This is a genomic window from Pseudoalteromonas sp. SWYJ118 (genome assembly GCF_015864505.1).
GTDB lineage: Bacteria > Pseudomonadota > Gammaproteobacteria > Enterobacterales > Alteromonadaceae > Pseudoalteromonas > Pseudoalteromonas arctica.
In genome coordinates this window covers 18,975-39,683 of the sequence record NZ_JADYXC010000029.1, presented here as the reverse complement: position 1 = coordinate 39,683, position 20,709 = coordinate 18,975, and the positions used below count along the sequence as shown (strand labels likewise).

Sequence of the window (20,709 nt, the reverse complement as noted above, 5' to 3'; positions counted from 1 at the left end):
AGTGTTGCTTGCAGTGCTTGTTCTATATTCACAAAAAAATCCGTAGTTAGTTTCCTAACTACGGATTTTGCATGATCGTTTGGATCGGTCAACCGGTCATTTTCTTAACTGATCGGCATTATGCTTTAGGCATCCTTTTTTATTATTTATTATCCAATTTTCTATTTATTGCCCCCCATACCTTTACATCTTCCTAGATAAACCACACACTTTAAAAAAACTAATTAATAATAACTAATATGAAAAAAATCACGAGTTTATTAAGTTTGGTTATCTGTTTATTTTTATCAGCCTGTGGAGACGATACCAAAACACTTGGCGACACTCCTGGCGATACAGCAACCGCTTATTTTGATGCGCTTTATAACCAACAAGACCTTCAAAAAGCCAGCACCATGGCAACACCCAATCTTACGCGCATCATGAAATCCTACGGCACTGCAAAACAGTTTTCCCGTAACTTAGTAAATATGCAATATGATGAAGTAACCATTGAAGTTGATATGACCAATATGAGCATCCGTGAACAATACGGTGATAACGCCAAAATAAACCTTATTTTTACCGGCTATTTAAATGGTGATAAAATTGACGAAATGCGCAGTGTAAAAATGCTTCGTAAAAAGGGCAAATGGTACATAGATAAAATAGTTGCCGACCCTTACGCTCGTTAAAATAAATGAATTAAACATAAAAAGGCCTTACATTTGTAAGGCCTTTTTCGCTTTAGTTAGTATTTAAAGTACTGCGCTACAGCTCACCTGGTTGAAAATTATCAACTGCGATGGCTTTCTTTCGTAACTTATTAGCGTGATGCATTGCATCTGCATCAGTTTGCTCTAATAACTTATTTTCAAGCGCATAATTTATAGCACCTTCAATATCAAGCGTTGCAGGCACACTGCCCTTACGCTGCCATTGTTTTAAGTCTTTAAACTGCGCTTGCATATCATGCATAGCTAAAAATGCGCTTTCCATGACCCCTGTACCTGCATTTTCATCTACATAACATAAATGCGTTAAGCGGTTTCTAAATACACCAGGTTGAGTCATACGCTCGCAAATACTTTGTGCTATTTCATCACTTGGTCTGTGGTAATGGTTTCCAAGCGGGAACACGATACGTTTAAGGGTAAAATTAACAACCGGATTTGAAAAGTTTTTAAAGAAGCCATTAAACGCTTGGCCAATTTCAAATAATGAGTTCTCAATAGCATATTTTACAAATGGTAAATCAGCTTGTTGGCGCCCTTCGTCTTCATAACGTTTTAAAACAGTTGATGCTAAGTACAAATGACTTAATACATCACCCAAACGTGCCGATATCATTTCTTTTCGTTTAAGCTCACCGCCAAGCATTAACATAGCCACGTCTGTGCAAATAGCTAAGCCTCGGCTCATTCTGCTCAGTTGCTTATAATAAACAGCCGTTTCACCACCTACAGGCGCTTTAGCAAAATAACTACGTGTTAAGCCATGCACAAATGCCATACCTGCATTACTTGCTGCAAATATTATATGGTTCATTAGTAAACCATCAAATTGTTCGAGTGCTGCGTCGTCATCTTCCATTGCAGCGGCTTCCATTTCTTTTAAAACAAATGGATGACAGCGTGTTGCACCTTGGCCAAATATCATTAAGTTACGCGTTAAAATATTCGCGCCTTCAACCGTAATTGATACTGGAATACCCATATAGCCATGCGCCAAATAGTTATTAGGCCCTACTTGAATTCCTTTACCTGAATGAATATCCATTGCATCATTCATTACCGTACGACCCATTTCAGTCATATGGTATTTAGCAATCGCTGTTACAACCGACGGGCTTAATTTTAAATCAATCGCACCTGCGGTCATTAATCTGCATGACTCAAGTGTGTAAGTTAAACCACCAATACGCGCAAGTGCCTCTTGCACGCCTTCAAATTGCCCTATAGATACACCAAACTGCTGGCGTACCATGGCATATGCCGATGTCATTTTTGAAGCTAAATGTCCAGTTGCTGCACTCAATGCTGGTAGTGATATACCACGCCCTGCACTTAAACACTCAACAAGCATTCTCCAGCCACGCCCTGCACACTCTTGACCACCAATGATCCAGTCCAGTGGTATAAATACATCTTTACCGTAAGTGGTACCATTCATAAAGGCCATATTAAGCGGATAATGACGCTCACCCGTTTCGACACCCGGATGATCGGTTGGTATTAGAGCACATGTAATGCCTAGCTCTTTCTTATCACCTAATAAAGCATCAGGGTCATACATTTTAAATGCTAAGCCGAGTACAGTAGCCACGGGTGCAAGTGTAATGTAACGCTTTGACCAATTTAAACGCAGGCCCATTACTTTCTCGCCATTATGCTCACCCATACACACCACGCCTGAATCAGGAATACTGCCAGCATCAGAGCCCGCCTCAGGTCCCGTTAATGCAAAACAAGGAACATCTGTACCATTAGCTAAACTTGGCAGCCAACGATCTTGCTGCTCTTTAGTACCATAGTGAAGAAGTAACTCGCCCGGACCTAAGCTATTAGGCACCATAACAGTGACTGCGGCTGTTAAGCTTTTAGTCGAAATTTTTGATACTATCGTTGAATTAGCAATTGCCGAGAACTCACGACCGCCAAATTTTTCAGGAATGATCAGCGCAAAAAAACCTTCTGTTTTTAGGTAATCCCACACTTCTTTTGGTAAGTCTTTGTCTTTTTGTACAATTTGATAATCATCAAGCATCGCCAATAAGGTTTCTACTTGGTTAGCCATAAATGCGTTTTCTTTATCGCTAAGCTCTGGTTTAGGAAAGCGGTGCAGTTTTTGCCAGTCTGGGTTACCACTAAATAACTCACCATCCCACCAAACATCACCTGCTTCCATCGCCTCTCGCTCTGTTTGCGATAATGGCGGAAGCACCTTTTTGAACATTTTAAACGTAGGACGACTAATCAAGTTTAGGCGAATATCTTTAACCGCAAAAATAACCACCACCACGACCAGCAATATTATAAATATTAACATGCGCACATTCCTTACACATTGAATGAAAATAGTAACTTAATTATGACCCATCTTAATTTAAATACAATCATTGCACGACGAGTCGAGAGCCTTAACGCATTCATTTTATTGTTTTAAACATCACTGCTATTATCAACGTTTTAATAACAATAAATTAAAGGAATAGCATGACCCCCTTTCGATTTAAACTAAGTATGAGCGCCTTAATGGTAGCAAGTACTCTTGCTTTAACGGCCTGCGATGCGCAAGTAACTATAGACACTACCGATTCAGCACACACTAAAAAAGCTGTAACAGCTAAAGATGCAAAAACATTTATAACAAACACAGAAAAAGAACTAAGCGCACTTTATTTAGAATCGAGCCGTGCAGAGTGGATTTACGCAAACTTTATTACTCATGATACGTCGGCTCTATCGGCTGAAGTTAACCGTAAAATGACAGAAACAGTCGTGCGTTTAGCAAATGAAGCTGCAAAATACGACGAACTAGAGCTTGATTACGATGCTCGCCGTAAGCTTGATAAACTAAAACTAGCACTTACACTTCCAGCCCCACAAGACGCTGATAAAACAGCGAAGCTTTCACAAATTGTCGCAGAGCTTGGCGGGCTATATGGTAAAGGTAAATACTGTAAAGAAGACGGCACCTGTTTAAGCCTTGGCGACATGACTTTAAAAATGGCCACCAGCCGAGATTACAACGAACTACTTGATTTATGGCAAGGCTGGCGTGAAATATCAAAACCCATGCGCCCACTTTACGAGCAACAAGTAGCACTTACCAACGAAGGTGCAAAGGAGCTTGGTTATGCCGATACGGGCGCTATGTGGCGCAGTAAATACGATATGCCTGCTGATGACTTCACCACTGAGCTTGACCGTATTTGGGGCCAAGTTAAACCACTGTATAACTCGCTACACTGCCATGTTCGCGCAAAGTTAGGTGAAAAGTACGGCACCGACAAAGTACCTCAAGATCAGCCAATACCAGCGCACTTACTTGGTAATATGTGGGCGCAAGCATGGGGTAATATTTACGATGTAGTTGCACCAGAAAACGCCGATCCGGGTTACGACGTAACCGAGTTATTAGCTCAAAATAATTACGACGAACTTAAAATGGTAAAAGGGGCTGAAAACTTTTTTACCTCAATGGGTTTTGACGCACTACCAGAGACATTTTACGAGCGTTCACTGTTTGTAAAACCAAAAGACAGAGATGTGCAGTGTCATGCTTCAGCATGGAATATCGATAGCAAAGACGATTTACGCATTAAAATGTGTATTCAGCGCACAGGCGAAGAGTTTTCAGTTATTCACCATGAATTAGGTCATAACTTTTATCAACGCGCATACAACAAGCAGCCTTTATTTTATCAAGAAAGTGCAAACGATGGTTTTCATGAAGCCATTGGTGACACCATTGCCTTATCCGTTACACCAGGTTACTTAAAAGAAATCGGCTTACTTGAACAAGTACCTGATGAATCTAAAGATATTGGTTTATTAATGAAAATGGCACTTGATAAAGTCGCCTTTGTGCCGTTTAGCTTAATGGTTGATCAGTGGCGCTGGCAGGTATTTTCAGGTGAAGTAGCACCGGAAAATTACAATAAAGCATGGTGGGAACTACGTGAAAAATACCAAGGAGTGCAAGCTCCTATCGCACGTAGCGAAAATGACTTTGATCCGGGTGCTAAGTACCACGTTCCGGGTAACACGCCTTATACTCGTTACTTTTTAGCGCATATTTTACAATTTGAGTTTCATCGCAGCTTATGTGAAATTGCCGGTAACGATAAAGCCATTCATCGCTGCTCTATTTATAACTCAAAAGAAGCAGGGGATAAGCTAAACGCTATGCTTGAAATGGGTTCGTCTCGCCCTTGGCAAGAGGCGCTTGAAACTGTAACAGGTAAGCCGCAAATGGATGCAACAGCAATGCTCGATTACTTTGCACCATTACAAACTTATTTAGATAAACAAAACGAAGGCCGCAACTGCGGCTGGTAAATAGCGCTGAATAAAAAGCCCGCTCAAATGAGCGGGCTTTTTATTCATATTCTAATTTTCTGTTAAATTAGAACTGTAAGCTTACATTTGCAAAGTAGGCATCATAATCAGAATCATCCCAGTTATTGCCGTAACCTGCTTTTAAACCAACATTGTTGTTGAAAAAGTGTTGAGCACCAAGAGTGTAATCATCATTTTTATTAACTGTAACAAAAACCGATGTTGCTTTGCTGAAATAGTAGTTAGATGCTAATTCCCAGTTACTTGAACCACCATCAACATCTTCAAATTTACCTTCAACAGTCAAGTAGTTACCTTGCTGTAAATCAACAAAGTACTTAGCTGCTACTGCACGGTAATCAAACTCATCATCTGCTGTTACTGTGAAACCGATATAATCAGTGCTGTTTAATTCGTGGTTATATGCTAGGTCAAACACAAACTGATTCTCAGCATCTTCTACATCAACAAACGTAGCTTTTAATACAAGGTTTGGATTAAAGAAGTAACCCGCTGAAAGTTCAATTACATCCGTGCTTGAGCCAAAATCACTATCGAAATTATTGTACTGTGCACCTAATACAAAATCTTCTACAAAATACTCACCGCCAACGCTAGTAACATCTCCAAGATCATTATCACTGTATGCACCATAAACATTTGTTTGCTTATTGATGTATTCAAATTGATCATAAGGACCTAAAGTCGCTTTTGGAGAAAAATAATATGTTGAGTCAACACTTACTGTGTCATCACCATCTACGTCCACATATCCTACATGGCTGATTGATTGGTAAGTATCTGCAGCTATTGCAGTGGTTGCAGCACTTGATAATAAAATGCTCGAAATGATAACGGCTAATTTTTTCATTTTAAATTCCCTATAAATATTACTTTTTATGCCTCAGCTGTCTAGCCAAAGTCGGGGCGCATCCTAACGCCAAAAAAATGAACAAAAACTGAATAAAAGGTCAGATTAAACCCAGTGGAGTTGTAATAATTTATACGTAAATGTAAATACAAAGTATCTTCCAAATCTACAAGACAATATCATGTCATCATTTAAATTTAAAAAGTAACAAATACGGTACAAACTGTCGCTAAATTGAACACAACTTAATTATTCGATAAACCTCATCAATATAATTTCCTCTCACTAAATTTTTTTAATTTCTCAAAAAAATTACTCTGTTTAATTCATTATTTCTGTATTTATAATGAAAAATAGGTTTGTATCAGTGCATATTTTTATCTGTTTTTTTCCAATAACCATTGTTTACTAGCAAAAACAACTCCAATACTTACTATTTTATAGCTATTATCATCGACCGCACTTAATGACTTTAATAACAATTTAGCCATTCATGGCGACTCTATTTATAACTCAAAGGAGTTATTTAGATGAGCATAATAAAGGCCGTAATTATGACTGGTAAAAGTTTATAGTTAAAAGCTCAAACGTTTAAAAACGACAAAGCCCGCTAAATTTAGCGGGCTTTTTAATATTACTTTTGTATTAACTAAGTACGGGACTTAATTAAAACTGAAAACGCATGTTAGCAAAGTACGCATCGTTATCAGAATCATCAGCGTTGTTTTCGTAACCCACCTTTACACCAATATTTTTATTGATGAAGTGTTGAGCACCAAAGCTATAAGTATCTTGCTTATTGTAGTTAGCAAATACAGATGTTGCTTTTGAGAAGTAGTAGTTAGTTTCTGCTACCCATTGGTTTTCTGCATCATCAATGCTTTCGTATTTACCTTCAAAAGTAAGGTAGTTACCTTGCTGTAAATCAATAAAGTATTTAGCAGCTACTGCACGGTAATCAAAATCGTCGTCTGATGTAAGTGTAACACCTACGTAATCAGTGCTGTTTAGCATGTAGTTGTAAGCTAAATCAAATAATGCGTAATCATCGCCGTCTTTGTTTTCAACTAGTGTTACTTTTGCAAGTAAATCAGGGTTGAAAAAGTAACCACCCGTCAGTTTATAAAGCTCACTGTTAGAACCTGAATCTGGGTCTAGGTTTTCGTAAGATGCGCCAACAACAAATTCATTAATGAAGTATTCACCACCAACTGATGTTAAATCGCCAAAGTCGTCATCAGCGTAGCCACCATATACGTTAGTTTGTTTATTGATGTATTCAAACTGATCGTACGGACCTAACGTTTTTTTAGGAGATAAGTAGTAAATAGAATCTACAGCAACGGTGTCGTTGTTATCGCTATTTTTATAGCTTAGGTTACTAATTGAATTATAGCTGTCTGCAGCAGCCGCAGTGCTAGATAATAAAATGCTCGAAATAATAACTGCTAATTTTTTCATTGTAAGACTTCCCTATGTACATTGCTTTTTATGCTCTAGCTGTATTGCTAAAGTCGAGGCACATGCTAACGTTAGGAAACTGAATGAAAACTTAACTAACCAGTTGTATTTATTAAGTTAATTGTAAGGAAGTGTTGTAAACTGTAAAATTAAAGTAGTTGCAACATCTAGTCAACAACTACTTAAAACATGTACCGTATTAAAGCGCGTGTTGGCTAATAATACGATAAACATCGTTAATATTATCGCCAGACTTAAACTCTTTACTAATTGGTGTTGGATCTGAGCCAACCCATATTTTTAGCTCGGCATCTAAGTCAAAATGGCCTGCACTTTCTTTACTAAACTTGGTAATTTTAGAGTAAGCAATACTCACCATTTCCATTTTAGAGCCGGTCATACCTTGCTTATCAATTAAGATTAAGCGCTTATTAGTAAAAATAAACATATCACGTACTACTTTATATGCCTTTTCCACTTGCTCGCCGTCAATTAATGTATTGGCGAGGATTTTCTCTAAATCAGAATCGTCAACTTCGCTTGCATTACCCATAAGTCCGCTAAGTAAACCCATTATACTTTCTCCTGTTTAAATATTTGATTCTCTAATGTGTGACCATTAACTAACTGCCTGTACTGCCAGTGTTGTTGATGACAAAAATTCAGTAGTGCAATATCAAGTGGATCGCTCGTTGGTTGATACTCAACAACATATTCTTTATGCTGGCTCATATACACTCGGCTCACCCCTGCAATTGCTTGAAGCTGTTGCTCAACATTTTGATAAGCTTCGCTTAGCATTAATGTATAAAAGTGTTTATCAGTATTATTTGTTTTTGTTTGATGCTCGCTTAGTACGCCTTTATCTAAATGAAGCACCTGTGAGCATAGTCGTTCAAGCTCAGTTAAATCGTGAGAGCTTAAAATAAACGTAGCCTGTTCACTTAATTCAGATACTAGCTCGCGTACTTCTCTGGCATGAATCGGATCAAGCCCTGCGGTTGCTTCATCAAGCATTACAATTTGTGGCGCGCCAATAAGTGCTTGCGCTATCGTAACGCGCTTGCGCATACCGTGCGATAAATCCCCTGCACGCTGCTTTGCAATTTCTTTTAAGCCAACCAAGTCAAGTACACGTAGCGCCTCAGTTTGGCTTTGCTTAGCGCCCATACCTTGCAGTTTTGCATAAAAGGCGAGTTGCTTATCTATATTAAAACGAGGGTCAAGTTGTGCGTCTTGCGGTAATGCACTTACTTTATTAAATAAAGCAGCGCTCCCTGGCTTATGCCCTAATATTTCAAGGCTGCCTTTACTTGGCGCTATATAGCCGCACAACAAACTAAATAAGGTGGTTTTACCCGCACCATTTGGCCCAACAAGCGCCACTGGCGCGCCTTTATTAATCTCAAAGTCCACATTATTAAGCGCAAGTTTTGCACCATACGATTTACTCAAACCGCTGGCTGTAATTAATGGTCTCATAGTGAGCTCCTTGCAAAAATACATTGAGCAACGCTTAGTAACACCGCAGTTTGCACAAGGGGAATAGCCACAGCGCTTAATAATGGTAAATTTTGCCCCGCTAATAACTCTATTTGCACACCCGGAAATAAATAATCAAGCAAGCCTAATGCGGGTATTTGCCATTGCAATATACCAACTACAATACCGCCTGCTGCAAAATATAAAATTGCCAATACAATAGATAAACGCGATGAGCGAGCAAAGGTATTTATTAACGTCATAAGTGCTACAAATGGACACAGAGTAATCACTAATATTAAAAATATAGAAAGCGCACGGGCAAAACCACCAGCCAGTAAACTTGGATCTCTAAACCCTAGTACAGCAAGCGTAGCCACAAGAGTAATGCCCACTAAGCAGGCTAATACCGCTAATTGCCCTAAAAAACGACCAAACAGTATTTCAAAGCGAGTGGAGCGCAGTGATAAAAACCTTAGTGTGCCGCGCTCTCTATCGCCTACCGTTTGGTCGCTACAAATAAATAAACCAAAAACGGGAAAGCTATACAGGGCTATTAACCAGTACATAGCAAATTCGGCCTCAGGCCAATCCAATAATTTACTTAAACCAATAGAACCTGATATATCACGGGCTATTTGCTCAAAATCGGGCGCACTTACAATGCCTACTGCCTGCCCTATTGGGTAGCGCAGTATTATTAGCCACACCAATGCAAAGGCAGCTAATGCAATAAGTCCACGTTTAGTTAAAAACATACGTACAAGCTCAAATCCCGCTATTTGCGTTAATCGCCCTACGTTTATCGGTAATGGTGTTGCCATTGACTATCCTTAATGACTTTTTATTTTCTGTGTATTTATCCACACTAAGTGTAAACACCTTGAATTACCAGCAAAAAAAAGCTCACCTATAGTGAGCTTTGTAACAATACATTTAAATGTAACAGCATAAATTGCGATATAAATTATAAATGCTGCTTATAAACCTCAAGTGCTTGGCTTAAATCGCTAATTAAATCTTCAACATCTTCAAGGCCAATATGCAGGCGAATAACCGGGCCTAAATCCCAACCTGTATTTGAACGCAGCCCTTTCATAGTTAAATTAGCCGTTACTAAACTTTCAAAACCGCCCCACGAAAAGCCCATTTTAATATGCTCAAGGCTATCTAAAAATGCATCAATCGCTTTTTGATTACCGGTTTTCATCACAAATGAAAACAACCCATTACTGCCATCAAAATCACGTTTAAAAAACTCATGCCCTGGGCAGGTTTCAAATGCAGGGTGGCGAATATGATCAACAAGCTCATGTTGTTCAAGCCATTTAGCTACTTCTATTGCTGCTTTTTCATGTTGATTCAAACGCACACCCATTGTACGCAGGCCTCTAAGCGCTAAATACGCATCATCGGCACTGGTACATTGCCCTAGTAAGTACGAGTTTTCGCGCAAGGTTGGCCAGTACTTTTTATTAGCAACAGCCACACCCATCATCACGTCTGAATGGCCGACAATATACTTCGTTGCAGCCTGAATACTAATATCAACACCGTGCTCTAGCGGACGATAATGCAAACCGTTGCCGTAGGTATTATCAAGTATGGTCATTACGCTATGCTCATTGGCTACTTTTACCATAGCAGGCACATCTTGCACTTCCATCGTAATAGAACCTGGAGATTCTAAAAACAATACTTTGGTATTTGGCTGAATGTAGTCTTTAATGCCTGCGCCAATGGTTGGCGGGTAGTAGGTTGTTGTAATGCCCAGCCCCACTAAAATTTTATCGCAAAAATCGCGAGTTGGTTCGTACACGTTATCAACCATTAAAATATGATCACCGGTTTTTAAAAACGATAAAAATACTTGGCTAATCGCCGCCGCGCCACAAGGGTATAGTGCACACCCTTCGCCGCCTTCAAGTTCTGTAATCGCTTCTTGTAGCGCAAAGTGTGTTGTTGTTCCCCGGCGCCCATAAAATAACGTTTTATCGCCACGGGTTTTAGCAGCTTCTTTTAAATCTGCTACAGTATCAAATACAATGGTAGATGCACGCTGTACAACGGGATTTACTACGCCATGTGTATAGGCTTTTTTGCGCCCTGATGATACCAGCTGAGTGTTTTTATTACTTTTACTCGACATTGTTAATCCTTAAGGGTTTGTGCGCCAATGCTCAATTAAATAACGAGAGATAGAGTCGGTTCTAGGCAGCTTTAAATGCTCCCCTTCTTCGTGCCAATTACCAAATTGCTCTAAGTCTTCACGACTAAACCATTTTGCATCGTCTAGCTCTTCTTTATCTACGTTAATTTCCTCAGATGTCGCCTCTGCAAAAAAACCAAGCATAATGGACGATGGGAACGGCCATGGCTGAGATGCAACATAACGTACGTTATCAACCTCTATACCTGCCTCTTCTTTAACTTCACGCGCAACCGCTTGTTCTAGTGTTTCACCTGGGTCAACAAATCCAGCAAGCGACGAATACATACCAATAGGCCACGCGGCTTGGCGACCTAATAAACAGCGTTCTACTCCGTCAGCAAAGACTTTAGTAACGACCATAATTACCGCAGGATCGGTACGCGGGAATGTAGGATGCTTACAGTTTTCGTTTTCACATACACGAGAATGCCCTGCTTCCACTGAACGGTTTTTACTACCGCAGCGCCCACAAAAACGGTGCGTGGCATGCCAATAACATAACCCTCTCGCAAGGGCGGCTATTGAGGCATATTTAATGGTTACTTGAGGCCCATATTGGCGAATATCAAAAAATTGAGCGCCCTCTATTAAAGGCGTAAGTACGCTTTCATCCAGATCAGATACATCCAATGCAAACACACCATGTTTAGCATTATTTAAACCAACAAAAATAGCACTCGTTAAATCTAAATGCGCCACTTGTTGATACGTTAAATAGCTTACTTTAGGGGTATCTTTAATAAATAGGGTTTGATTATTTTTAACTAAAACCCATTTACTTTGCGCCGACATTTGCGCTTTAAGCCACGATGGGTCTTTACGAAAATTTGAGCCTCTGTCTAGTGGCATGTTGCTATAATGAAGCATGTAAGTCCTTGGTAACTCGTTATGCTTTAAAATTACCATAATCATTTAGCAAACCCAATTGATTACAGTAATAAAAAAAGCCTATATAAGGCTTAATTCATCTATTACGGCTTTGTATTAAAAACTCTCATGTTGCAGGCACTTAGCTTGCACTTTTTTAACTATTTTTTACTGTTAAAGTAGCAAAGTATTATCAATTAAATGAAATTGCTCTGCGCTTTGTTTTAATACCTCAGCGGTTAACCGGTCAGCACCGTATACATCGCACGGTACATTATATTGATTTTTTAAATGCCCAAGTAACAAAGCAAAGTCACCATCGCCAGAGAGCAAAATAACCTTATCAAGGCTTTTACCCTGCTCTAACATGTCTATTGTTATACCTACATCCCAATCGCCTTTAGCACTTCCATCACGGCGTTGAATAAATGGCTTTAGCTTTACGTCAAAACCAATCGCACGCAAAATATTTTGAAACTGATTTTGCTTTTCATCACCTCGATAAATAGCGTACGCAAAAGCACACTCAATATTGTATTGCGCCTGCATTACCCGCCAAAACGCATTGTAGTCAAAGTTTTTTCCGTAACTCTCGCGGCACGTGTAATAAATATTTTGCACATCAACAAAAATACCTACGCGTGGTTTCGTGCTTTGCTGCTCGTTTTGTAAAGTCATTTAGTGTCCTAGTGAGGATTAATAGCAATAAAAGTAACGTTATAAAATAAGTGTACCTTGCAATTTATATTTAAGTAACCTAAATTAGTTACATACCCTTATGTAACCAATATTGGTTACATATTAAAAAGTAACCATTTTGAGATTTTTATGATTGGTGTGATCAGCGGCGATATTATTAAATCGCAAACAATCCCTAAGCAGCAATACGATGCCATGCTTTATCAACTAGAGCAAAGTTTGCGAAACATTTCGGGGGAGCAAACACTTTGGAATATATACCGAGGCGATGCCTTTCAGTTACAAGTTAATAATCCTGAGCTCCTTTTTAAAAATGCCATACTTGTATATTTACACCTTAAATCGTCAGGTTATGAGCTACGGCAAAGCTTGGCACTTGGGCAAATAGATAACCCACGCAGCGATATAAAAACAGCAACCGGTTCTGCTTTTACCCTTTCGGGGCAAGGCCTTGATAAAATAGGTAATCAACGCTTTGTTTTTAATATTAATGAGCAGCAGCTTGATGAAAGCTTAAATCTTAATTTAGCCTTTGCCGACGTATTACTCACTAAAATCACGCAAAAACAAGCAAATGCCCTGTATGTCTATTTAACATCATCAGACAACAGCCACGCGGCACTGGCTAAAGAGCTTAAAACAAGTCGCGAAAATGTAACAAAACTACTAAATTTAGCGCACTACCAACTTATAGAACGCTTTATTAAGCACACACAACACGTTATAAAAAATATAATTAAAGGAGGTGAATAATGGAGTTTTCACTTTTACTGGTCGCGCTTATTATTGGCCACTTACTCGCTGATTTTTACTGGCAACCTATGAGTTGGGTAAACGACAGAAACACCCGTCACTTTAAAGCCAGTAAGCTTTATTTTCATGTACTTGTGCATGGTGTAACAAGTGCACTCATTATTACCGTGTGGGAATACACATTCGGGTGGCAACAACTAAGCAGTGTTTTAATTGCCACGGCGAGCATTATGTTGAGCCATTACTTTATTGATATAGCTAAATCGTATTCTAATAAAGGCGTGGTGCCTTTTTTACTTGATCAAATAGCGCACATACTCGTTATTATTGCGCTCAGTATTTGGCTAACTGATAACAATAGCTTTATGGCTGCAATTAATAATATGCTCACTGATCCCAAAATACTGTGGGTGGTATGCGGTTATTTAATTATTTTAAGTCCTAGCGCCGTATTTATAAGAATGATGTTAGAGCGTTTAACAAGTAACTTTTCAAGTACTGGTAGCTTACCACTTGCAGGGCAAAGCATAGGTATGCTTGAGCGCGTACTTATGCTGAGCTTTATATTGCTTGACCAATTTGCAGGGCTTGGCTTTTTACTTGCGGCAAAGTCGGTATTTAGGTTTGGCGATTTAAGTGCAAGCAAAGATAAAAAACTTACCGAGTACGTTATGCTCGGCACACTACTTAGCGTAAGTGTTACTTTATTTGTCGGCTTGGGTATTAACTATTTAATCAGGTAGGCAATACAGTAAGTACAAATTACAGGCAATAAAAAACGCGCTGCTTCTATTTATTCAAAAGAAGAGAGCGCGTTTTTTGTATCAGCCTTTAACCAAGTTCTAAATTAATTAAACGCCAATATGATCATTAATCGTTATTTGTGCGACGACGGCGTTGGCCACTACCGCCAACAGATTCACGCTTTGCCCATGGGTTTTGCGCGCTGTCATCTGTTTTAGCAGCTGGCTTTTTAGAACCACCACGGCGTGGGCCGGTACCATTACCACCATTATTTGGCTTTTTACTGTTAGGCTTGCTGCTATCAGATTTAGGCTTATTAAAAGGCTGCTTTTTCTTAGGCTTTTTAGACGGCAGTGGGCGAGCATCTAATGCGCGCTCTGCTACTGGGTTAATAGGCTCAAAACCGTCTTCTTCAGCACGTGGGATAAGCTCACCAATAAAGCGCTCAATACCGTATAAATCAACAGCATCTTCTGTTGTTACAAACGAAATCGCATGACCCGACGCACCGGCACGGCCTGTACGGCCAATACGGTGAACGTAATCTTCATATACATTTGGTAAGTCGTAGTTAACAACATGCGGTAATTCAACAATGTCTAAACCACGTGCAACAATGTCTGTTGCTACTAGTACGCGTACTTCACCACTTTTAAAACCATCAAGTGCTTTAACACGTGCGCCTTGTGATTTATTACCATGGATAGCCGCGCCTACAATGTCATCGCGCTCTAGTTGTTTAACTAAGCGGTTAGCACCGTGCTTTGTGCGGCTAAACACTAATACTTGTTGCCAATCGTTAGTGCGAATCAAGTGGCTTAGCAATGCTGTTTTACGTGTTTTATCTACCGCATAAACACACTGAGTAACACTTTTTGCAGTAGTATTTTTTGCAGCAACTGAAATTTCAACAGGGTCATTAATTAACCCTTTTGCTAATGCACGAATTTCGTCAGAAAATGTAGCCGAAAACATCAAGTTTTGACGTTTAGCAGGCATTTTAGCAATTAAGCGTTTAATGTCGTGGATAAAGCCCATGTCTAACATGCGGTCAGCTTCATCGAGTACAAGCACTTCAACGCTATCAAATTTAACTGCATTTTGATTATGTAAGTCGATTAAACGACCCGGCGTTGCTACTAAAATATCAACACCTTTACGAAGACGCTGCATTTGTGGGTTAATTTTAACGCCACCGTAAACTACAAATGAGCTCACATCTGAATGCTTAGCGTACTCTTCAACGTTTTCGCTTACTTGCAAAGCAAGCTCACGTGTAGGCGTTAAAATAAGTGCACGTACGTGGTTACTTTTAGCTTTAGGGCCTGACGACAAACGCTCAATAAGTGGTAATGTAAAACCCGCTGTTTTACCTGTACCTGTTTGCGCTGCTGCCATAACATCACGGCGTTCAATAATTGCAGGAATTGCTTGAGCCTGAATCGGCGTTGGCGTTTCATAGCCCTTTTCTAAAACCGCATTAACCAAAGACTGTGATAAACCTAAACCTTCAAAACTCATATAAACTCTCTTTTAAATTAGGCTACGTTAGCCAGTTGCGCGCATTATACCTGTAGTAGCTAAGAATGCATGCCATTATTTACGTTGCGGGCAATTGAGCATAGCTTAATAAAATTAAACCGGTGATCAAGTTGCTTAAAAATGCAAAAAACGGCCATAGGCCGTTTTATATTTATACTTAATTACTTTAAGTATAAGAGTTACTTAACACCTAACTCGCGTAAACGTTCTTGCAAGTAGCTATCTGCCGTGTAGCGCTCTGAAAGCACAACATCTGGATGCGGATGTAAAAATAACGGTAGTGAAATACGCGATTTAGTAGATGCTTTACCCGTTGGGTTAATCACGCGATGAATTGTCGATGGGAAATACCCGCCCGACGCTTCTTGTAGCATGTCGCCGATATTAATAATTAAGCTGCCAAAATCACATGGCACGTCTAACCAACCGCCATCTGTTTTTTGAACTTGTAAACCAGGCTCATTAGAAGCTGGTAATACCGTTAATAAATTAATATCACCGTGAGCAGCAGCGCGAATAGCACCTGGCTCTTCATCACCCGTCATTGGTGGGTAATGTAGGATACGTAACAATGTTTGCTCAGAACCGGCAATCATGTCTTTTAAATCAATCGAAAATTTAGCGCGAACATCAGCTGGCGCTTCAGCCTGAACCCAGCTTAGTAAAGTACCAGCAAATTCACTCGCTAAACGGTAGTATTCACGTACATCAGCTTCGAGCTCTGCAGGAACACGGCCTTTAGGATACACATGAAAGTACTCTTTAATGTCTTTTATTGTAAAGCCTTTCGCTACTTCAGATACTGAAGGCGGAAAATAACCATCTTGAGTTTCTTTAGAGAATAAAAAGTCCTGCTTTTGCTCTGAGTTAAAAAAGTCTTGCCAATTTTTGTAAATAGATTCAACTAAAGACTGTGGAATTGGGTGGTTTTTTAAAACGCCAAATCCAGTATTTCTTAACGATTCAACAAAGTGTGCAGCCGCATCGGGAGCTTTATAATCAACAGTAGGTAATTGCATTGTACGTTCCAGTGAATAGGTTGTATGAAGTGAACTGCTTTAATAGTAGCAAATTGCCAAGATAAAGTAGAAAAGCCTTCATTATAGCGCTGTGCGAGGATAGACAAATGACCTCAAAAAAATAAGGACATATGTCCGCAAAGTAACGTTTCCACCATTAGGCTTGATCAAGATCAACTTATAAAAAAACGTTGAATTTGCAAGGTTTAGTACTTATATATGGTCTACTAGGGCGTGCTGACCTTTGGTGGGTGAATTTGTAGCAGACTGTTTGGTATTTAAGCAAGGCAGAGCCTGTGATGTGTGGTTGTTCCCCATAAATAGGCGATAACGCAGCATAAATGCCAAACATGCGCTACCCTTTGGGTTCTTTCTAGGGACGATTAACTCTTTGTTGCTCGGTTTTTACTTAGTCCACTAGGTTACAAACCTCGCGCCGCGATTAAATCGCCCCTAGATTGAACAAATTTCAATCCACAACGGTCAACACGCCCTAATATATTTTATTTGTGTAAATAAGGCTCCCCATGCGACAAAAAGTATCTTTTAAAAGCGGCGATTTAGAACTTGCCGGCCAACTAGAACGCCCCGCCGGCGACATAAAGTTTTATGCGCTATTTGCACACTGCTTCACATGCGGAAAAGACATAGCAGCAGCCACACGTATAAGCCGTGCACTTACGCAGCAAGGCATAGCCGTACTGCGTTTTGACTTTACGGGTTTAGGTAATAGCGATGGCGACTTTGCTAACAGTAACTTTTCATCAAACATTCAAGATTTAGTTTCAGCGGCTGATCATCTGCGTGAGCATTTTGCAGCGCCGCAATTACTTATTGGCCACAGTTTAGGCGGCGCTGCGGTACTTGCTGCTGCTGAGCACATTCCTGAAGTATCGGCTATTACAACCATTGGCGCGCCGTCAGATGCACAGCACGTAGCCCATAACTTTGCAGCACACCTTGATGAAATTAACGCAGCCGGTGAAGCAAAGGTAAGCCTAGCAGGCCGAGAATTTACCATTAAAAAACAGTTTATAGACGATATAGCCAAGTACGATAAAAGCCACATTAGTAAACTTAAGCGCGCATTGTTAGTAATGCACTCCCCTATTGATGCGACGGTAAATATTAGTGAAGCCGAAAAAATTTACGCATCAGCTAAGCATCCTAAAAGTTTTATTAGCCTAGATAACGCCGATCACTTACTTACTAATAAAAACGATGCCGACTACGCTGCAGAAATTATTGCAACGTGGGCTAACCGCTACGTCAAGTATGACAAAACAAAATACACAGCAAGCTTAACGGGTGGCAATGTACTTGTTGAAGAAAAAGACCATGTATTTACTCAGCACGTAAGCACTAAAGATCATACTTGGCTTGCAGATGAGCCAATAAAGGTAGGCGGTAAAAACTTAGGCCCCGATCCGTATCATCACTTATTAGCGGGGCTTGGTGCTTGTACAGCAATGACACTACGTATGTACGCTACACGTAAAGATTTAGCGCTAGAGCATGTTAAAGTAGAGCTTGATCACACTCGCGATTACAACAAAGATTGCGACGATTGTGAGCAAACCGGTAACCTAGAAGCCATTACCCGTAAAATCACTCTAGTCGGTGATTTAACACAAGAGCAACGCCAGCGTTTGCTCGAAATAGCCGACAAATGCCCTGTGCATAAAACACTACATAACAACCCTGTTATTGTAAGTGAACTGGTAAAGTAACTAGCATACAAGCAATATAGCGCAGCTAACACTGCGCTATGCTTTAACAAAACTAACTATTTACTATCTAAAAATTCTTTTACTTCTTTACTCATTCTATCCACCAGCCATTTTGGCCCGCCATCGTACATATCGTTATGACGAGATTTTTCTATTAGTGTTTGTGTAACAGGAAACTTATCCAGCTCTGAATCGTTTAACAACACATTCGCATCAGCTGGCTAATCACTACCACGTAGTGTAAACACGCGAATGTTTTTATTACGAGGGATCAACATACGACGATGATCGATCGTAATAATAGTGCTTACTTCATTGGGGTAAATAGAGCCGTATAATACCGAAATATCACCGCCGTTTGAATGCCCAAATAAGGCGAGTTTTGTAAAGTCGTACGCTGGGTATTTACTCGATAACTCATTAACTAAAAACTTAAGCGTTACCACACCACGATGCCAGTTTTCCATACGAGTGGTTAAGTAAGGCTGTTCACGGTTTAGGTAAGGGTCGGTTTTTAGTTCATGTGCAACGGCTACTGTTAAGTATCCGCGTTGATTAAACGCATTACTGGCAAACGTATACTTGTTATGACTAATACCGTAGCCCGCATTAATAAATGCCACAGGGCACTTTGCTTGCTCTGTACACTTAGCATTGTTACTTGGTAATGTAATATTGATAGGAATAGTGCGATTGCGGCTTTTATCGGTTATAACGTCGTCGGTTGCATAGCTTGTAGTGCTTATTATTGATGTAGTTAAGGTGAGTGCGCTTAACATAAAAAGCTTTTTAAGTGCTTTTTGCATATTTAAACTTATATAAATTATTGTTTTTAATTAAAAATAACTTTTACTTTATAGGTTTGCATTCTCTATTGTCAAACTATGCGATAATAGTCGCCATTGTTTTAATATATTTAGTAAAAGATCCAATAAATGAAATCATACAATAGCATTCAAGAACGTATAGAAATCCTAGAAGACAAACTAACTGCAATACATGACGAAATCGAAACACTAAAAGCACCTGCTAAAAATAACAATGAACGTATTATTTTTAAGTTCATCGAAACAGGCAGCACTGGTAAAACGAAGGATTTTGTACGTGAGTTAGGTATTAAATCACCACGTGACGGTTTGTTTTCATCAGGTGACGTTACAAAACTAATTAAAGATGGCGCTGAAGATATTTCACCTGCGTTATTAGAAATCGCAAGACAGCTTGCCAGTGCACGTAATAAAAATGGCCCAAGCCGTTAATTACCCAGTCACGCAGTATCTAGAAGCCCAGCCAAGCTGTCGCTTCTAGATATGTAATTATATTAAACTAAATTAATCACATAGTTCTATATTAAGGCTGGTAAGCAAATTAAGTGCTTCGAAGCGATCAAACTTAGCATTCGCTAAGATATTATTATTCAAATCTATATTAAACGCTGTAGCACCTACAAAATCACATTTTGTTAAGTTAGTTTGAAAAAACTCACTATCGCGAAAATCTGTTCCTGTAAATTCACTACTGCTTAAATCAGCGTGTCTAAAATCAACATTTTTGGCAAAGCAGTGTGTTAGTTTGAGGGCTTTGAGGGTTAATTCAAAAAAAGAGCTATTACTGAGCTCACAATAATTAAAACTCACCGGTGCGTTAATACTAAGCGCTGGCCAATCTACATCAGCCCATTGCAAACTATTTAATTTACAGTGGCTAAAACTTACATTTTCAAGCGAACTGTAGTTCCATTTAAGTGACGATAAATTACAGTTTTTAAAACTACATTCTATAAATCGGCAATTTTTAAACTGCCCCCCTGAAAAGTCGCAATCGATAAATATACATTCTTCAAACTCAGAGTTTTCAGTTAGCTGCTCTGCGTACTGCAAAGCATTAAATTGCTCATCAAAATACTGTTTATTGTTACTTAACAACACAATTTACCTATTAGATTTAACCTGCGTAGCCATTATTTTTAGGTAAATTTTTTTTAAGCGCAAGCACTGCAATAAAAATTAAACCAAACAATGGAAATAGCGCAAAACAGCCACCCACAAACGCTAAAACACCTGGCATAGTACTTTTACGCTTACCTATTTTGTAGCTAATTACAGCAAAAATAGGGATGCATAATATAATAAAAAAAGCTAAAAACTCACCAAATAAGGTTAGATGAAATGACATAAGAACTCCTTTTCAATATGGATAATAGCAATCGGCACAAACCTTTAAACTGCTTTAAATTTAACCACAAAAAAACCCTTAAGCATATAACTTAAGGGTTTTTAAATTTAGC

The 20,709-nt window shown here is 39.3% G+C and carries 19 protein-coding genes and 1 pseudogene; 6 read left to right on the top strand and 14 right to left on the bottom strand.

Annotated elements, in window-relative coordinates; all coding sequences use genetic code 11:
• The first annotated feature begins 239 nt into the window (after window positions 1–239).
• On the top strand, window positions 240–674 hold the full coding sequence (locus I6F48_RS19150; RefSeq protein ID WP_007587009.1) for a hypothetical protein: 435 nt from the start codon (window positions 240–242) through the stop codon (window positions 672–674).
• Between the two features lie 76 nt (window positions 675–750).
• Here the strand turns inward: I6F48_RS19150 and I6F48_RS19145 are convergent, their stop codons facing one another.
• A complete protein-coding gene (locus I6F48_RS19145; RefSeq protein WP_024591299.1) occupies window positions 751–3,027 on the bottom strand; it encodes an acyl-CoA dehydrogenase in 2,277 nt (758 codons plus the stop codon).
• A 167-nt stretch (window positions 3,028–3,194) separates the two neighbouring features.
• Here I6F48_RS19145 and I6F48_RS19140 point away from each other — a divergent pair, with 167 nt between their 5' ends.
• Window positions 3,195–5,042, top strand: a complete 1,848-nt coding sequence (locus I6F48_RS19140) for a M2 family metallopeptidase (protein ID WP_197120086.1) — start codon at window positions 3,195–3,197, stop codon at window positions 5,040–5,042.
• A 67-nt stretch (window positions 5,043–5,109) separates the two neighbouring features.
• On the opposite strand, the gene I6F48_RS19135 is transcribed toward I6F48_RS19140, so the two are convergent.
• The 8 genes from I6F48_RS19135 to I6F48_RS19100 form a co-directional block, all read right to left on the bottom strand.
• On the bottom strand, window positions 5,110–5,913 hold the full coding sequence (locus tag I6F48_RS19135) for a putative porin (protein ID WP_197120085.1): 804 nt from the start codon (window positions 5,911–5,913) through the stop codon (window positions 5,110–5,112).
• 666 nt (window positions 5,914–6,579) lie between these two features.
• A complete protein-coding gene (locus tag I6F48_RS19130; protein WP_002962833.1) occupies window positions 6,580–7,374 on the bottom strand; it encodes a putative porin in 795 nt (264 codons plus the stop codon).
• Window positions 7,375–7,573: 199 nt separating this feature from the next.
• Window positions 7,574–7,948 (bottom strand): PH domain-containing protein, encoded by a 375-nt coding sequence (locus I6F48_RS19125; RefSeq protein ID WP_007377979.1) that lies wholly within the window; start codon window positions 7,946–7,948, stop codon window positions 7,574–7,576.
• Window positions 7,948–8,856 carry an ABC transporter ATP-binding protein gene (locus tag I6F48_RS19120; RefSeq protein ID WP_007377980.1) on the bottom strand — a complete coding sequence of 303 codons (909 nt, stop codon included), beginning with the start codon at window positions 8,854–8,856 and terminating at the stop codon, window positions 7,948–7,950. The genes I6F48_RS19125 and I6F48_RS19120 overlap by 1 nt, the downstream gene beginning before the upstream one ends.
• Window positions 8,853–9,680, bottom strand: coding sequence for an ABC transporter permease (locus I6F48_RS19115; RefSeq protein ID WP_165729310.1), 828 nt, complete (start codon window positions 9,678–9,680; stop codon window positions 8,853–8,855). Before I6F48_RS19115 ends, I6F48_RS19120 begins: the two co-directional genes overlap by 4 nt.
• 143 nt (window positions 9,681–9,823) lie before the next feature.
• The gene (locus I6F48_RS19110; protein WP_024608065.1) at window positions 9,824–11,005 is read right to left on the bottom strand and encodes a cystathionine beta-lyase; all 1,182 of its coding nucleotides are present in this window, start codon (window positions 11,003–11,005) and stop codon (window positions 9,824–9,826) included.
• A 9-nt stretch (window positions 11,006–11,014) separates the two neighbouring features.
• Window positions 11,015–11,935, bottom strand: a complete 921-nt coding sequence (gene nudC / locus I6F48_RS19105) for an NAD(+) diphosphatase (RefSeq protein WP_165722920.1) — start codon at window positions 11,933–11,935, stop codon at window positions 11,015–11,017.
• 174 nt (window positions 11,936–12,109) lie between these two features.
• Window positions 12,110–12,613 carry a LabA-like NYN domain-containing protein gene (locus I6F48_RS19100; protein ID WP_007586991.1) on the bottom strand — a complete coding sequence of 168 codons (504 nt, stop codon included), beginning with the start codon at window positions 12,611–12,613 and terminating at the stop codon, window positions 12,110–12,112.
• Window positions 12,614–12,763: 150 nt separating this feature from the next.
• On the opposite strand from I6F48_RS19100, the gene I6F48_RS19095 reads away from it, so the two are divergent.
• Both I6F48_RS19095 and I6F48_RS19090 read left to right on the top strand, forming a co-directional pair.
• Entirely contained in the window at window positions 12,764–13,387 is a 624-nt protein-coding gene (locus I6F48_RS19095; RefSeq protein ID WP_010555313.1) for a hypothetical protein, read from the top strand.
• Complete coding sequence (locus I6F48_RS19090; protein WP_010555314.1) at window positions 13,387–14,130, top strand: DUF3307 domain-containing protein; 744 nt, start codon at window positions 13,387–13,389, stop codon at window positions 14,128–14,130. Before I6F48_RS19095 ends, I6F48_RS19090 begins: the two co-directional genes overlap by 1 nt.
• Window positions 14,131–14,257: 127 nt before the next feature.
• Here I6F48_RS19090 and I6F48_RS19085 read toward each other — a convergent pair whose 3' ends face one another.
• Window positions 14,258–15,652 carry a DEAD/DEAH box helicase gene (locus I6F48_RS19085; RefSeq protein WP_007377987.1) on the bottom strand — a complete coding sequence of 465 codons (1,395 nt, stop codon included), beginning with the start codon at window positions 15,650–15,652 and terminating at the stop codon, window positions 14,258–14,260.
• Between the two features lie 200 nt (window positions 15,653–15,852).
• Window positions 15,853–16,692, bottom strand: coding sequence for an isopenicillin N synthase family dioxygenase (locus I6F48_RS19080; RefSeq protein WP_024594124.1), 840 nt, complete (start codon window positions 16,690–16,692; stop codon window positions 15,853–15,855).
• 527 nt (window positions 16,693–17,219) lie between these two features.
• Here I6F48_RS19080 and I6F48_RS19075 point away from each other — a divergent pair.
• A complete protein-coding gene (locus tag I6F48_RS19075) occupies window positions 17,220–18,422 on the top strand; it encodes a bifunctional alpha/beta hydrolase/OsmC family protein (protein ID WP_197120084.1) in 1,203 nt (400 codons plus the stop codon).
• 56 nt (window positions 18,423–18,478) lie between these two features.
• On the opposite strand, the pseudogene I6F48_RS19070 reads toward I6F48_RS19075, so the two are convergent.
• Window positions 18,479–19,228 (bottom strand): annotated as a pseudogene (locus I6F48_RS19070) (alpha/beta hydrolase).
• A gap of 129 nt (window positions 19,229–19,357) precedes the next feature.
• Between I6F48_RS19070 and I6F48_RS19065 the strand changes: the two are divergent.
• Window positions 19,358–19,681 (top strand): hypothetical protein, encoded by a 324-nt coding sequence (locus tag I6F48_RS19065; protein WP_010555318.1) that lies wholly within the window; start codon window positions 19,358–19,360, stop codon window positions 19,679–19,681.
• A 72-nt stretch (window positions 19,682–19,753) separates the two neighbouring features.
• On the opposite strand, the gene I6F48_RS19060 is transcribed toward I6F48_RS19065, so the two are convergent.
• Entirely contained in the window at window positions 19,754–20,350 is a 597-nt protein-coding gene (locus tag I6F48_RS19060; protein WP_197120083.1) for a pentapeptide repeat-containing protein, read from the bottom strand.
• A 16-nt stretch (window positions 20,351–20,366) separates the two neighbouring features.
• Entirely contained in the window at window positions 20,367–20,597 is a 231-nt protein-coding gene (locus tag I6F48_RS19055; RefSeq protein WP_197120082.1) for a hypothetical protein, read from the bottom strand.
• Window positions 20,598–20,709 lie beyond the last annotated feature (112 nt).

Excerpts from the sequence above, each read along its gene's own strand:
- I6F48_RS19145 (WP_024591299.1), bottom strand. The coding sequence starts at position 3,027 with ATGTTAATATTTATAATATTGCTGGTCGTGGTGGTGGTTATTTTTGCG.
- I6F48_RS19110 (WP_024608065.1), bottom strand. The coding sequence starts at position 11,005 with ATGTCGAGTAAAAGTAATAAAAACACTCAGCTGGTATCATCAGGGCGC.
- I6F48_RS19085 (WP_007377987.1), bottom strand. The coding sequence starts at position 15,652 with ATGAGTTTTGAAGGTTTAGGTTTATCACAGTCTTTGGTTAATGCGGTT.
- nudC (WP_165722920.1), bottom strand. The coding sequence starts at position 11,935 with ATGCTTCATTATAGCAACATGCCACTAGACAGAGGCTCAAATTTTCGT.
- I6F48_RS19135 (WP_197120085.1), bottom strand. The coding sequence starts at position 5,913 with ATGAAAAAATTAGCCGTTATCATTTCGAGCATTTTATTATCAAGTGCT.
- I6F48_RS19130 (WP_002962833.1), bottom strand. The coding sequence starts at position 7,374 with ATGAAAAAATTAGCAGTTATTATTTCGAGCATTTTATTATCTAGCACT.
- I6F48_RS19150 (WP_007587009.1), top strand. The coding sequence starts at position 240 with ATGAAAAAAATCACGAGTTTATTAAGTTTGGTTATCTGTTTATTTTTA.
- I6F48_RS19125 (WP_007377979.1), bottom strand. The coding sequence starts at position 7,948 with ATGGGTTTACTTAGCGGACTTATGGGTAATGCAAGCGAAGTTGACGAT.
- I6F48_RS19055 (WP_197120082.1), bottom strand. The coding sequence starts at position 20,597 with ATGTCATTTCATCTAACCTTATTTGGTGAGTTTTTAGCTTTTTTTATT.
- I6F48_RS19100 (WP_007586991.1), bottom strand. The coding sequence starts at position 12,613 with ATGACTTTACAAAACGAGCAGCAAAGCACGAAACCACGCGTAGGTATT.
- I6F48_RS19095 (WP_010555313.1), top strand. The coding sequence starts at position 12,764 with ATGATTGGTGTGATCAGCGGCGATATTATTAAATCGCAAACAATCCCT.
- I6F48_RS19115 (WP_165729310.1), bottom strand. The coding sequence starts at position 9,680 with ATGGCAACACCATTACCGATAAACGTAGGGCGATTAACGCAAATAGCG.
- I6F48_RS19075 (WP_197120084.1), top strand. The coding sequence starts at position 17,220 with ATGCGACAAAAAGTATCTTTTAAAAGCGGCGATTTAGAACTTGCCGGC.
- I6F48_RS19080 (WP_024594124.1), bottom strand. The coding sequence starts at position 16,692 with ATGCAATTACCTACTGTTGATTATAAAGCTCCCGATGCGGCTGCACAC.
- I6F48_RS19140 (WP_197120086.1), top strand. The coding sequence starts at position 3,195 with ATGACCCCCTTTCGATTTAAACTAAGTATGAGCGCCTTAATGGTAGCA.
- I6F48_RS19065 (WP_010555318.1), top strand. The coding sequence starts at position 19,358 with ATGAAATCATACAATAGCATTCAAGAACGTATAGAAATCCTAGAAGAC.
- I6F48_RS19120 (WP_007377980.1), bottom strand. The coding sequence starts at position 8,856 with ATGAGACCATTAATTACAGCCAGCGGTTTGAGTAAATCGTATGGTGCA.
- I6F48_RS19090 (WP_010555314.1), top strand. The coding sequence starts at position 13,387 with ATGGAGTTTTCACTTTTACTGGTCGCGCTTATTATTGGCCACTTACTC.